This window comes from Shewanella sp. 10N.286.51.B8 (assembly GCF_041469325.1).
GTDB lineage: Bacteria > Pseudomonadota > Gammaproteobacteria > Enterobacterales > Shewanellaceae > Shewanella.
Genome location: NZ_JBFRKG010000017.1, coordinates 78,498 through 90,660 on the forward strand (window position 1 = coordinate 78,498; position 12,163 = coordinate 90,660).

The 12,163-nt window shown below is 39.5% G+C and carries 14 protein-coding genes; 3 read left to right on the plus strand and 11 right to left on the minus strand.

Features of this window, described 5'->3' with window-relative positions:
• Positions 1-62 precede the first annotated feature (62 nt).
• Genes AB4160_RS07645 through AB4160_RS07655 form a run of 3 tightly spaced genes read right to left on the minus strand, consistent with a single transcriptional unit; the run spans position 63 to position 2,566 of the window.
• The gene (locus AB4160_RS07645; protein WP_372004129.1) at positions 63-1,460 is read right to left on the minus strand and encodes an FUSC family protein; all 1,398 of its coding nucleotides are present in this window, start codon (positions 1,458-1,460) and stop codon (positions 63-65) included.
• Positions 1,461-1,476: 16 nt separating this feature from the next.
• Positions 1,477-2,340, minus strand: coding sequence for an HlyD family secretion protein (locus tag AB4160_RS07650; protein ID WP_102437893.1), 864 nt, complete (start codon positions 2,338-2,340; stop codon positions 1,477-1,479).
• Positions 2,341-2,353: 13 nt separating this feature from the next.
• Complete coding sequence (locus AB4160_RS07655) at positions 2,354-2,566, minus strand: DUF1656 domain-containing protein (RefSeq protein WP_102437895.1); 213 nt, start codon at positions 2,564-2,566, stop codon at positions 2,354-2,356.
• Between the two features lie 234 nt (positions 2,567-2,800).
• Here AB4160_RS07655 and AB4160_RS07660 point away from each other — a divergent pair, with 234 nt between their 5' ends.
• The gene (locus AB4160_RS07660; RefSeq protein ID WP_102437897.1) at positions 2,801-3,703 is read left to right on the plus strand and encodes a LysR family transcriptional regulator; all 903 of its coding nucleotides are present in this window, start codon (positions 2,801-2,803) and stop codon (positions 3,701-3,703) included.
• A gap of 354 nt (positions 3,704-4,057) precedes the next feature.
• On the plus strand, positions 4,058-4,753 hold the full coding sequence (locus AB4160_RS07665) for a TrkA C-terminal domain-containing protein (RefSeq protein WP_157936432.1): 696 nt from the start codon (positions 4,058-4,060) through the stop codon (positions 4,751-4,753).
• 70 nt (positions 4,754-4,823) lie between these two features.
• Here the strand turns inward: AB4160_RS07665 and fabF are convergent, their stop codons facing one another.
• The 8 genes from fabF to yceD form a co-directional block, all read right to left on the minus strand.
• Positions 4,824-6,059 (minus strand): beta-ketoacyl-ACP synthase II, encoded by a 1,236-nt coding sequence (gene fabF, locus AB4160_RS07670; protein WP_372004131.1) that lies wholly within the window; start codon positions 6,057-6,059, stop codon positions 4,824-4,826.
• 197 nt (positions 6,060-6,256) lie between these two features.
• Positions 6,257-6,490 (minus strand): acyl carrier protein, encoded by a 234-nt coding sequence (acpP, locus tag AB4160_RS07675; protein WP_011496723.1) that lies wholly within the window; start codon positions 6,488-6,490, stop codon positions 6,257-6,259.
• A gap of 160 nt (positions 6,491-6,650) precedes the next feature.
• Positions 6,651-7,397 (minus strand): 3-oxoacyl-ACP reductase FabG, encoded by a 747-nt coding sequence (fabG, locus tag AB4160_RS07680; RefSeq protein WP_102477237.1) that lies wholly within the window; start codon positions 7,395-7,397, stop codon positions 6,651-6,653.
• A 9-nt stretch (positions 7,398-7,406) separates the two neighbouring features.
• Positions 7,407-8,333 carry an ACP S-malonyltransferase gene (gene fabD / locus AB4160_RS07685; protein WP_102440292.1) on the minus strand — a complete coding sequence of 309 codons (927 nt, stop codon included), beginning with the start codon at positions 8,331-8,333 and terminating at the stop codon, positions 7,407-7,409.
• Between the two features lie 106 nt (positions 8,334-8,439).
• Positions 8,440-9,399, minus strand: a complete 960-nt coding sequence (locus tag AB4160_RS07690; RefSeq protein WP_372004133.1) for a beta-ketoacyl-ACP synthase III — start codon at positions 9,397-9,399, stop codon at positions 8,440-8,442.
• 9 nt (positions 9,400-9,408) lie between these two features.
• Positions 9,409-10,437 (minus strand): phosphate acyltransferase PlsX, encoded by a 1,029-nt coding sequence (gene plsX, locus AB4160_RS07695; protein ID WP_076536206.1) that lies wholly within the window; start codon positions 10,435-10,437, stop codon positions 9,409-9,411.
• 14 nt (positions 10,438-10,451) lie between these two features.
• Positions 10,452-10,622, minus strand: a complete 171-nt coding sequence (gene rpmF, locus AB4160_RS07700) for a 50S ribosomal protein L32 (protein WP_011496728.1) — start codon at positions 10,620-10,622, stop codon at positions 10,452-10,454.
• Between the two features lie 17 nt (positions 10,623-10,639).
• The gene (gene yceD, locus AB4160_RS07705) at positions 10,640-11,164 is read right to left on the minus strand and encodes a 23S rRNA accumulation protein YceD (protein WP_076536204.1); all 525 of its coding nucleotides are present in this window, start codon (positions 11,162-11,164) and stop codon (positions 10,640-10,642) included.
• A 240-nt stretch (positions 11,165-11,404) separates the two neighbouring features.
• On the opposite strand from yceD, the gene AB4160_RS07710 reads away from it, so the two are divergent.
• Positions 11,405-12,013 (plus strand): nucleoside triphosphate pyrophosphatase, encoded by a 609-nt coding sequence (locus AB4160_RS07710; protein ID WP_303409975.1) that lies wholly within the window; start codon positions 11,405-11,407, stop codon positions 12,011-12,013.
• Positions 12,014-12,163 lie beyond the last annotated feature (150 nt).

Here is a 12,163-nt window from a genome sequence, read left to right on the forward strand (position 1 = left end):
AATTCGAGGCTATTAATGACGCTCAATGCTGTATTGAGCGTCATGAGGAAATCTTATTTCTCTTATTTGAGCATAAATAATTGATTATAGAAACGTGCAACAATCACGGTAATCATTAATATGACCAGTATCAGCAATGGCGTATTAATGTCATAACTAGGCGTTAAATGTAATGCACTCATAGTCATTACCATAAGTAAATTGCCACCTAGCATACGCACTAGCATCATTGCAGGCTTTGGAAAAAGTCCCCAAATGAGGAAAACGTTAATCATATAAAAACCAACTAACTGCCAAAGCTCTGTAAATGCGGGCATTATAAAAATATATTGCAGTAAAAAAAACACTCCCCATAGCAGTGCAGATAATATCACCTGCTTCATTAAAGGAAATGGTAAACTGACTGTTATATTGGCAAAAATTGAACCAAACATAGGGATAAAAATACCACCAGGTAAGGCAAAATATATCCATGCGCCATAACAAGTTGAGGCTATTGCAACCGCCTTTATAACTCTGTTAATTCTCACTTTCAATAAATTTTCTTTTACAGCCTCTTTCGAGTTTTGGGGCTTTATGCTCTCTTGCTTCCAGTAGTTAGCTAAAATTTCAACATCTAACTTTTCGCCATTAATGGCATTATCAAGCATTTTAATTTCTTGGGAAAAATAACCTAACTGTTGCAACTTATCATCATTGGGTTTATCACTGGATAACAACTTGATGGTGGATTTGCTATGCTGCAGAACGTGAGAAAAACCATCGACTATGACAGTCCATTTATCTTTTTCATGTTGAAGTTTATAACTGGAACTCAATGGCATACTGATCAAGTCACTTAATTTATCAATCAGTAATTGTGCATCGACTAATAAGTCTTGAATATTATCATGATGAGCACTTTTTGCAGCCTCGTTAAGCGCGTTATCTATTTTATGAAAAGCATTTAACGCAGAGTCAACGCTGCTAAAGAATAAAGATTCAGTGTTTAAAGGCCAAATAAAACGATAAACAATTGAATAAACTAGCACTCCAAGTAAATTATCTTGTATTCGTAAAACCGCAATATCAAATGAAGCTTCACCATTAAAGCCTCCCATTACCGCAACAATAGTGCACACAGTAAAGCCCATGGTAAATGCATAACCATAACGCAAATTATCAGCAAACCACACGCTAACAGCCAAAAGCAACAGTAAACAACCAATGAATAACATCGGAGTCTGGGCAAAAAAGCTCACCAGAAATAACGCCACACTAATGCCGCAAACTGTACCTATAAGGCGGTTTTTACCTTTGTGTAAGCCATGCCCAAGAGTTTCATTTGAAGCAATGGCAATAACGGTAATAGCAGCCCAATAAGGTTTTTCCCATTGAAAAAGCAATGCTAAGGCAATTGCTATACCGACAGAGACAGAAACTTTTATCGCTTCCTTAACGGGTAAACTGAGCATACACATTCTCACTCTATAAAATTTAATGCTTTAGAATTTTTACCGATGCCGTCATACCTACTCGCAGCTGAATATCTTCAGGTAACTTATCAAGTTTTATCTTAACTGGAATGCGTTGTGCTAAGCGGATCCACTCGAAATTCGGGTTCACATTAGGTAGTAACGAATTGCCGGTACTGCCATCAGTTTTCGAAATGCCGTAACCAATACTTTGTACTTTACCTTCTAAAGTGACTTGGTCATGCATCATTAATGTGACTTGGGCTTTATTATCAATAGCCACATCTTTTAAATCAGTTTCTTTAAAAAAACCGTCAATCCAAAAGCTGTTTTCATCAATCAAAGCAACAACAGGCGAATTAGCAACGACTTGTGAGCCTACTCGATAATTCAAATTAGTAATATAGCCATCTGTTGGTGCAGTAATTTTAGTGTAAGCTAGATTTAATTTAGCTTCTGCCACTTGGGCTTTTGCCATTAACAAGTTCGCTTGTGCGGTTTCAACTGCATTTTGTAGATTATTAAGGGTTAACACTGACTGAGCACCAGGGGTTAGCTTTTCTAATTCAATAGCACGACTAGACTCGTTCTGAGCCTTACGAACTAATGCTTGTGATTGCTTTTCAGTTGCTACCGCTTTTTGTAAACTGGTTTGGTATAGGCTAGCGTCAATCTCAAAAAGCACATCACCTTTTTGTACATGACTATTATCAATGACATTAACTTTTACAATTTGACCTGTCACTCGTGGGGTTACTTGGATAACATAGGCTCTGACTTGACCGTCTCTTGTCCAAGGATTATCAGTGTAAGTTTGATACTGACTATACAAAACACCTATTGCCGCCGCCATCAGCAACAGGGTAATAAAATAACGTTTAAACATTGGCGTTACCTACTTAAAATATGGAAATAAATTGGCTAATTAAGCCGATAAAAAGAATAACCATAGACAATTCAACTATGGCCGGAGCTGCGACATATTTATGTAAACCAATTTTAGTACCAATAGCGGTAACTACGCCGGTTAATATATATGCCATAGCGGCAACCAGTAATAATGGCGGAAAATACACATCACCGATTACCACTTCATGGGGCATTATGCTCATACGCCTATCACCTAAATAATATTAACTATTTAAAAAACATTGACTTAATGTCTTCTTACTCATTTATGCATATATTTTAATGGCGGCAGAGAAAATCTTGTAATCATCTATGATGGATCTCACCCATCGAAATCTATAAACAATTGTTTTTATGTGTGATAAATTGTGATTTAAGTGACGGTATAACCCCAAATGCATACCACATCGCATTTTTCATTATTTGAAGAGACAACTATGAACTTTAGTTTGGAACAACTTCTTGCCTTTGTAACTGTCTATGAGCAGAAAGCTTTCAGTAAAGCAGCGGTGAAACTGGACAAACATCGTACAACTATTGGCCAAGTCATTAATAACCTTGAAGATCAATTAGCCATTACCCTGTTTGAACGGATCGGTAGAACCGTTGAACCGACTGAAGATGCAGTACTACTTTATAACTATGCCAAACAGGCTATTGAGCAATCCAAAACCTTTGACCAAGTGGCCATGAGCTTGGCATTTGGTGAGCTTAATTCAATTACAATTGGGTATTGCAGTTTTATACCGCAACAAGTGATATCTGAGATAAGAAAACAACTGCTAATTGACAGCCCATCATTAAAAGTTAACTTCCTCGTCAGAACCAAAAATGATATTAAAGTGGGAATACAAGACGGCAGTATTCATTTTGGAATTGTGAATGTATACGAAAGCAAAGTGCTAAACAGCATCGATCATACTTTTTTATGTAACATGTCATTTGCCGCTTTCACCAACAAAGACGCTGACCTAGCAACACTAAACTCTGAAGCAACCTTGGCTAAAATGAAGACTAGCCGTCAGTTTATCTTAAAATCCATGCTTGATGATGATATGAGTAAAAAAATCATTGTCTCCTCCAATTATGAAGTGGTAGATCAACTGACTCTCATCATTAAAATGGTTGAAGAAGGTCTTGGGTGGAGCATTTTCCCATTGTTAATCAATTCCATGGAATATACTGCACACGATCTTATACCGATAGAAATAGAACAAATACAAGACGCATTACAAGTACCTATATCACTTTGGAACCCACACTCAAAACAAGTTATGCCGGCCAAAAAGTCTATCACATCAGCCATAGCTAACTATATAAATAGAGTTAGATCCAAATAATAGCATCATATTTGTATTAGTAGCCTCTGCATTAAGAGGCTTTCATCCCTTTAGTTATCTTCAGCAACTTCAATGCAGGGTTTCATCCTTCAAATGAGATTGTCTATAAAACTGACTGCACTTTATTATGACTGCATAACACCACACTGTATTGATTATCGTTGGTGATATTTTACCAAGGGTGAATATCCCTACTATGTAATTAATATATACAGTAATGAGTATTGTTGGCATAAATCGCTCCAAAATAAAGTAGTCATAATTATGGAAACAATTGAAAATTTATTTCATTCCAACCCATACATCACTTTTGTTTTAACATTAGTAATAGGTTTTTTAATCGGCTTAATTAGCATGCACAGAGTTGTGTTTGGTATTCTGGCTAGTTTTATCGGTGGTTGCATCACCATCACACTGCTTCATCTCCATTTAGAGCCAGAACTTGGTGTACTGCTATTGGGTATATTTATCTATATCATTGGTTTTTTATCTGGCTCTAAATATACAGAGAGTAAACTCTTGTTAATGGATCCATTTAAGCCAAAAAATATCAATACCACTAAAAATATTGTTTCTCGCTCATTTGAAGTAAATAACGATAGTACGGTCGTCGATAAAACCTTGTTACAACTTAATGAGGCAGCAATTGATGTGAGTTTTGAATTAACCTTAAGCCAAAACCTTGATAAACAACAGCCTGATATGATTGCAGCAGGTGATATTGTGACCATTACCGGACCTAATAATGCACTTTATTATTATGATGATAATATCATTGGTACTGAAATCGCTATTGATGATAGCAACATTATTGAAACGACATTTGAATACGTGATTAAGCCTAACCACTTAGTTGGTCTGTCACTAAAAGCGATTAAAAAAATGCTGAATGCCAATACCGACAGTTCAGTATGTATTACAGCACTTGCCAGAAATAAATTTGATATGTTGATTACTCCTGATCTGATAACTGAAGAAGGCGATCATATTCAATTAGTGGGTAAGAGTAACGACATTGAGCGAGTACAGCAGCGACTAATAAAACTGTAAGCTTTAATTAATTTAAATAAAAAGGCAGTCACTTTTAAAGTGACTGCCTTTTTATTACATTTTAATCACGTTACTTTTTAAATAAAAGTGAACCATTAGTGCCACCAAAGCCAAATGAGTTACACAATGCATAATCAAAACTATGGGGTTTGGCTACGTGCGGTACAAAATCTAAGTCACAACCTTCATCAGGGTTATCCAAATTAATGGTAGGCGGTACAATTTGATCCCGCAACGCTAAGATTGTAATAATTGCTTCAACTGAGCCCGCTGCACCTAATAAATGTCCGGTCATAGATTTAGTAGAACTTACAAGTAAATCATAAGCATGGTCGCCAAACACCGACTTAACCGCAGCCGCTTCAGCTTTATCACCTGCTGGAGTCGAAGTGCCATGGGCATTGATATAACCAACCTCTTCATTGGCAATTTGCGCATCATTAATGGCATTAACCATTGCTGCAGCAGCGCCCGCACCATCACTTGGTGGTGATGTCATATGAAAAGCATCGCCACTCATACCAAAGCCAACAAGCTCTGCATAAATTTTAGCGCCGCGCGCCTTAGCATGCTCATGCTCTTCCATCACCAACACACCTGCGCCATCACCGATAACAAAACCATCACGGTCTTTATCCCATGGGCGGCTTGCAGAGGTTGGATCGTCATTACGAGTTGACAAGGCTTTGGCGCTGCCAAAACCAGCAACAGCTAACGGACAAGTAACATCTTCAGCGCCGCCAGCAACCATAACGTCGGCGTCACCGTAGGCAATCGTACGCGCTGCAAAACCAATATTATGCACACCCGTTGTACAAGCTGTTGTCACTGCAAAGTTTGGCCCAGTCATGCCATACTTAATAGATAAATGACCAGAAATCATATTAATAATGGTGCTAGGAACAAAAAATGGCGACACTTTTCGAGGGCCACCTTTAAGCAATGCTGCATGATTTTGCTCAATTAATGGCATTCCGCCCATACCAGCACCAATCGCTGTGCCAACTCGCGCTGGATTTTCTTGTTCCATATCAAGACCTGAGTCTGTCATTGCTTGTATACCTGCAGCCATGCCGTATTGGATAAATAAATCCATTTTACGGGCATCTTTGCGAGACATATAATGCTCAACATCGAAGTCTTTTACCGAGCCACTGAAACGAGTACTAAATTCAGTTGCATCAAATTTGGTAATAGGTGCAATACCACTTTTACCAGCTAATAAAGATTGCCAAGAAGATTCGACATCGTTACCCACTGGAGTAACTAGTCCTAAACCTGTAATTACCACACGACGTTTAGACACAGCATTCACCTTTGTATTTTATTAGGCATTCGCCAAGAGATATTCTGTTAACCCACCACCAATCAAAGGAAAAAGATCAAACGGATGATAAGAAATGATGGGTTAACTCACTTTTATAGAGAGTTAAGTCGACATTTATTCGACGCCACAAACAAAAACAGGCGGCATAAATGCCACCTGTTTTAGTGAATCAGGGATTACTGATTTTTTGAAACGTAATCGATCGCTGCTTGAACAGTAGTGATCTTTTCAGCTTCTTCATCAGGGATCTCAGTGTCAAACTCTTCTTCTAGAGCCATAACCAATTCAACAGTGTCCAGAGAATCTGCACCTAAATCGTCTACGAATGATGCAGCTGATTTAACGTCTTCTTCCTTAACGCCAAGTTGCTCAATAATGATTTTCTTTACACGTTCTTCGATGTTGCTCATTAGTTTTCTTTCCTATTCAAATTACACACTTGCGTAAGATTGAGAGTAGTTTATTCGATCCAGCTGACATTGCAAGCTTAGTTTTCGTGGTCTAACCACGAAAATTATCATACTTTGATATCAAACGAGATTCAATAAAAGTCGTTATCAATTATGGTCCTTAGACCATGTACATTCCGCCGTTTACATGCAAAGTTTCACCAGTGATGTAAGCTGCAGAGTCAGAAGCTAGAAACAATACCGCATTGGCAATCTCTTGCGCCTGACCGAGTCGAGCCATTGGAACTTGCGCCATGAAAGCTTTTTGCTGCTCTTCATTAAGCTCATCTGTCATGTCTGTTTGGATAAATCCAGGGGCAACAGCATTAACGGTAATTTGACGAGATGCAACCTCTCTTGCAAGAGATTTTGTAAATCCAATCAAACCAGCTTTAGCTGCAGAGTAGTTTACTTGCCCGGCATTACCCATGGTTCCGACCACAGAGCCAATATTAATAATACGGCCGCTGCGCTTTTTCATCATAGACCGCATAACCGGCTTGGATAATCTAAACAGTGATGTCAAATTAGTGTCAAGAATATCATGCCACTCATCATCTTTCATGCGCATTAATAAATTATCACGTGTGATACCAGCATTGTTTACTAAGATATCAACATCTCCGGCTTTTTCTTTTATCTGGCTAAATAATTGTGTAACTGATTCACTATCAGTCACATTTAATACTAAACCAAAGCCGTTATCACCAAGGTAATCTTGAATTGCAGCGGCACCTTTTTCACTGGTTGCAGTGCCGATCACGGTAGCGCCTGCTTCAACCAGTGTTTCACTGATGGCACGGCCAATACCACGACTTGCGCCAGTAACTAACGCGACTTTACCTGTTAAATCAAAGCTAATGCTCATGAATATTCCTTATTGGATTAAAGCTGATAAAGTGGCTGCATTATTAATTGCTTGCCCTTTTAATGACTTATTAATTCTTTTTGATAACCCAGTTAATACTTTACCAGGGCCAATTTCAGCTAAATCAGTAATCCCCTGACTTGCCATTAACTCAACTGTCTCACTCCAACGTACCGGGCAATATAATTGGCGAACTAGCGCATCTTTAATTGCAGCTGCATCATTAGGGCTTGCTACATCAACGTTATTAATCACAGAAATAACCGGCGAGTTAAACTTGATATTCTCTAATGCAAGTGCCAGTTTATCAGCTGCAGGTTTCATTAATGCGCAATGTGACGGCACACTCACAGGTAAAGCAACTGCCATTTTAGCGCCAGCAGCTTTACATGCGCCAGCGGCTCTTTCTGTGGCTTCTTTTTCACCCGCAATAACTACTTGGCCAGGACTATTAAAATTCACAGGGCTAACAACAGCGCCATTTGCTGACTCTTCACATGCCTTAGCAATTGCATCATTATCTAAACCAATAATGGCGTACATAGCACCGGTACCTGCTGGTACTGCTTGCTGCATTAATTGACCGCGCAATTCAACTAATTTTACCGCATCTTCAAAGGCAATAATGCCAGCACACACTAATGCTGAATACTCACCTAAACTATGGCCTGCTAAAACAGCAGGTTTAATCGTGCCACTTGCTTCGATAACGCGCCAGATAGCCACACTTGCGGTTAATAATGCAGGCTGAGTTTTATCTGTTTCATTTAGAGTTTCAGCAGGTCCATCTTGCACCAATGCCCATAAGTCGTAACCTAATACGGCACTCGCCTGAGCAAATGTCTCAGTTACTACAGGGTAATCAGCTGCTAAATCAGCAAGCATACCAACTGATTGCGAGCCTTGACCTGGAAAAACAAACGCTATATTTTCCATTATAATTATTACCTTTATTCGTTTTTGAAAAACAACTTTTTATTTTTTGCTAGCTGTAAAATATAAATTAATCGCGTTATATCCTACTGCTATTTATCAATGATATCTAGAATCTAACTAGCGCACTGCCCCAAGCAAATCCACCGCCAAATGCTTCAAGTAAAATAAGCTGTCCGCGTTTAATACGGCCATCTCTTACTGCCTCATCTAACGCGATAGGCACAGAAGCTGCTGAAGTATTACCGTGCTTTGCCAGCGTTAATACCACTTTATCTAAACTCATATCTAACTTTTTGGCGGTCGCTTTAATAATTCTAAAGTTGGCTTGATGTGGTACTAACCAATCAATTTCAGACTTGTCGATATTATTAATTCGCAGGGTTTCTGTCACCACATGGGATAATTGCGTCACCGCAAACTTAAAGACATCATTGCCCTTCATGGTCATAAAGCTCACAGCTTCTGATGTTTCGCTGGCCCGAGGCGGGAATGTGCACTTTAGCAAATCCCCCTGGCGGCCATCGGCATAAATATGGGTTGAAATAATACCCGGTTGCTCACTGGCGCCAATAACCGCAGCGCCAGCACCATCACCAAATAATATGATGGTACTGCGATCTTCAGGATCGCACAGGCGTGACAACACGTCAGCGCCCACCACCAATATTTTCTTAGCGGCACCGGTTTTAATAAATTGATCTGCAACCGACAATGCATAAACAAAGCCTGAACATGCGGCAGCAATATCAAATGCAGGAATAGTATGAATGCCTAATAATTTTTGTATTTCGCAAGCCGCAGCTGGAAATGCATTATTGGCACTGGTTGTACCACAGACAATCATATCTAATTCGCTTGCTTCAACACCTGCCATTTCTATGGCTTTCAGCGCAGCTTGATAACCCATGGTAGTCACAGATTCATATTCAGCAGCGATGCGTCGCTCTGAAATACCCGTACGTTCCACAATCCATTGGTCAGAGGTGTCGACCATTTTTTCTAGATCGTGGTTACTACGAACTTGCACCGGCAGATAACTACCAGTTCCGAGAATTTTTGTATACATATTATGAGATCAGCTATTGATGTCTAAAAGAATCGTCTCCAGACGATCTTTAATCATTTCCGGTAAACGACGTTTTGCTTCCGTTGCAGCTAAATTGATTGCTTGTAAATAAGCGGCTTCATCAGCATTTCCGTGACTTTTTACTACTATTCCGCGCAATCCTATCAGACTTGCACCATTGTAGTGGTCGGGGTTCATCTTACTCAGTACAGCTTGGATACGTGGAGCGAGGAATTTTGATAACAAACGAACGAAAAAGCCTTGAGTTAATCCATGTTTTAATTGATGAACTAATAACTTAGCAATACCTTCAGATGTTTTTAATGTAATGTTGCCAACAAAGCCGTCACAGACGATAACATCGACTTTGCCGGTAAATATCTCATCACCTTCAATAAAGCCATCGTAATTGACTTGAGAAGTGTGTATCAGGTGCTGAGCTGCTTGTTGGACTTGATCGTTACCTTTAACGTCTTCAATACCGACGTTAAGTAACGCAATTTTTGGTCTAGAGCGTTTATGCACAACTTCACATAACACCGAGCCCATGACAGCAAACTGAAACAAGGTTTCAGAATCGCAAGAAACGTTAGCACCCAGATCGAGTAAATAAACTGGTTTACCTGTCATAGCAGGTAAACAACTGACTAATGCAGGTCTATCTACACCGGGCAAGGTTTTTAATAAGATCTTTGATAGCGCCATTAACGCGCCAGTATTACCCGCACTCACACAGGCCTGAGCCTTACCATCTTTAACTAATTCTAATGCTAAGCGCATTGAACTTTGTTTTTTAGAACGGATAGCATGAATTGGTCGATCACACATAGTGATGACTTCAGTGGTATGGATAATTTGAATTCTTGCTTGAATAGCCGTTTCAATATCAATTAGATATGGGTCTATTTCGGCTTGATTACCGACTAGATAAATTGATAATTGAGGGTTAAATTTCAGTGCCTGCAAGGCTGCAGGCACTGTGACGAGGGGGCCATGATCGCCCCCCATCACATCTAACGCGAGCGTCAGATTCGTCATAAGATTAGCAACAATTACTTGTTGATAACCTTTTTACCGCGGTAAAAACCATCAGCAGTCACATTGTGACGTAGATGTAATTCACCGCTAGTAGCGTCTACAGATAATTGAGCTGTGCTCAATGCATCGTGTGAACGGCGCATGCCGCGCTTTGAACGTGATTTTTTATTCTGTTGTACAGCCATTTGACCTGTCTCCTAGATTACTTGCTCTTCAGTTTTTCTAACACTGCAAACGGATTTGGACGCTCCTCATGAGAGGGGTCAATCTCGCCTACAACTACGTCGCTCGTTCCTAAATTGCAATCATCATTCTGATGCATAGGAATAATTGGCATAGCGATTATCAATTCATCTTCAACCAATTGATGTAGACGAACTTCACCAATTTCATTGCACTCAATCGGCTCATACGCATCCGGGAGCTCATCGATTTCATCTTGGGTCTTACAAAGACCAAAGCTGAAGTCGACCGTAACCTTTGTGGTATATGGTGTCATACAACGTTGACATAGCAGAGTGAGCTCCGTCACAGCCTTCCCGCGAAGGTAGACTATCCCCTGAATATCGACGCCACATTCTAACGACACTGTCACATCGGAACAATCGCCAGCACATAATTCATTTAATCGCTTATTTTGAACCCCAGGCACTATGCCTTCATAACGAAGACCACTGGCTGCAGTTCGAATAGGATCAATTGATACTGGTATCTTTACTGTTTGCATAAGGCGCGCATATTATAGTTTGAAAACGCTAGAGTCAAAGAAAATTTATCCAAATTGTGGTTAATGACTTAACCAAACAAAATAGACTCATTACTTAAACACCAACATTAAAATGGATCGAAGCGAAATTTTACCTGTCACAGCCCGCGATCACAAGCGCGATCCGACTAAAATTACTCCATTCAGTCGCTTTTTTATCGTATTATAGAAGTAATTGTCTAATTCCCCGAATAGTGAGCCATGAACACTAAAATCATCCTAGCTTCCACCTCTATTTATCGCAAAGCGTTATTAGAAAAATTACAACTGCCGTTTGAATGTGTCAGCCCAAAAACCAATGAAACGCCGCTTAAAGATGAAACAGCGCAGCAATTAGTTTTGCGTTTAGCGCAATTAAAAGCAAAAGCTGGTGTTGAGTTATTTAATCAAACGAGCTGTCAGCAAGCGCATATTCCTGCTGTGATCATCGGCTCTGATCAAGTGGCCGTCATTAATGGACAAATCATTGGTAAACCACTAAACAAACAAAACGCAGTTAAACAACTTAAGCAAGCCTCAGGTCAATCTATTACCTTTTATACTGGCTTAAGTGTTATCCATAATGTCACACAGCAAGCTTATAGCATTGTAGAACCCTTCACTGTGCACTTTAAAAAATTAACGACTGCAGAAATTGAGCGTTATGTTGATTTAGAGCAGCCTTTATATTGCGCAGGTAGTTTTAAATCTGAAGGACTGGGTATTGCTTTATTTGAACGCCTTGAGGGAGATGACCCTAATACCCTCATTGGTCTGCCATTAATCCGCTTAATCGAGCTATTAAAGCGCCATAATATAAACGTGCTATAAACTTTTTGATGCTAAAAAATATTTACACAATGCTAAATTTTCAACAAGACCGTCTTTAGCTTGCACAATGCCGCTTTGGCTAGCTGTCAGTTCAACTGGTAATTGGCTCACAAAAAAGCCGATGCGGTTAACATCGGCTTTATGAATTAC

Coding starts and splice junctions, on each gene's coding strand:
- AB4160_RS07645 (WP_372004129.1), bottom strand. CDS start 1,460: ATGTGTATGCTCAGTTTACCCGTTAAGGAAGCGATAAAAGTTTCTGTC.
- AB4160_RS07650 (WP_102437893.1), bottom strand. CDS start 2,340: ATGTTTAAACGTTATTTTATTACCCTGTTGCTGATGGCGGCGGCAATA.
- AB4160_RS07655 (WP_102437895.1), bottom strand. CDS start 2,566: ATGAGCATAATGCCCCATGAAGTGGTAATCGGTGATGTGTATTTTCCG.
- AB4160_RS07660 (WP_102437897.1), top strand. CDS start 2,801: ATGAACTTTAGTTTGGAACAACTTCTTGCCTTTGTAACTGTCTATGAG.
- AB4160_RS07665 (WP_157936432.1), top strand. CDS start 4,058: ATGCACAGAGTTGTGTTTGGTATTCTGGCTAGTTTTATCGGTGGTTGC.
- acpP (WP_011496723.1), bottom strand. CDS start 6,490: ATGAGCAACATCGAAGAACGTGTAAAGAAAATCATTATTGAGCAACTT.
- fabG (WP_102477237.1), bottom strand. CDS start 7,397: ATGAGCATTAGCTTTGATTTAACAGGTAAAGTCGCGTTAGTTACTGGC.
- fabD (WP_102440292.1), bottom strand. CDS start 8,333: ATGGAAAATATAGCGTTTGTTTTTCCAGGTCAAGGCTCGCAATCAGTT.
- AB4160_RS07690 (WP_372004133.1), bottom strand. CDS start 9,399: ATGTATACAAAAATTCTCGGAACTGGTAGTTATCTGCCGGTGCAAGTT.
- plsX (WP_076536206.1), bottom strand. CDS start 10,437: ATGACGAATCTGACGCTCGCGTTAGATGTGATGGGGGGCGATCATGGC.
- rpmF (WP_011496728.1), bottom strand. CDS start 10,622: ATGGCTGTACAACAGAATAAAAAATCACGTTCAAAGCGCGGCATGCGC.
- yceD (WP_076536204.1), bottom strand. CDS start 11,164: ATGCAAACAGTAAAGATACCAGTATCAATTGATCCTATTCGAACTGCA.
- AB4160_RS07710 (WP_303409975.1), top strand. CDS start 11,405: ATGAACACTAAAATCATCCTAGCTTCCACCTCTATTTATCGCAAAGCG.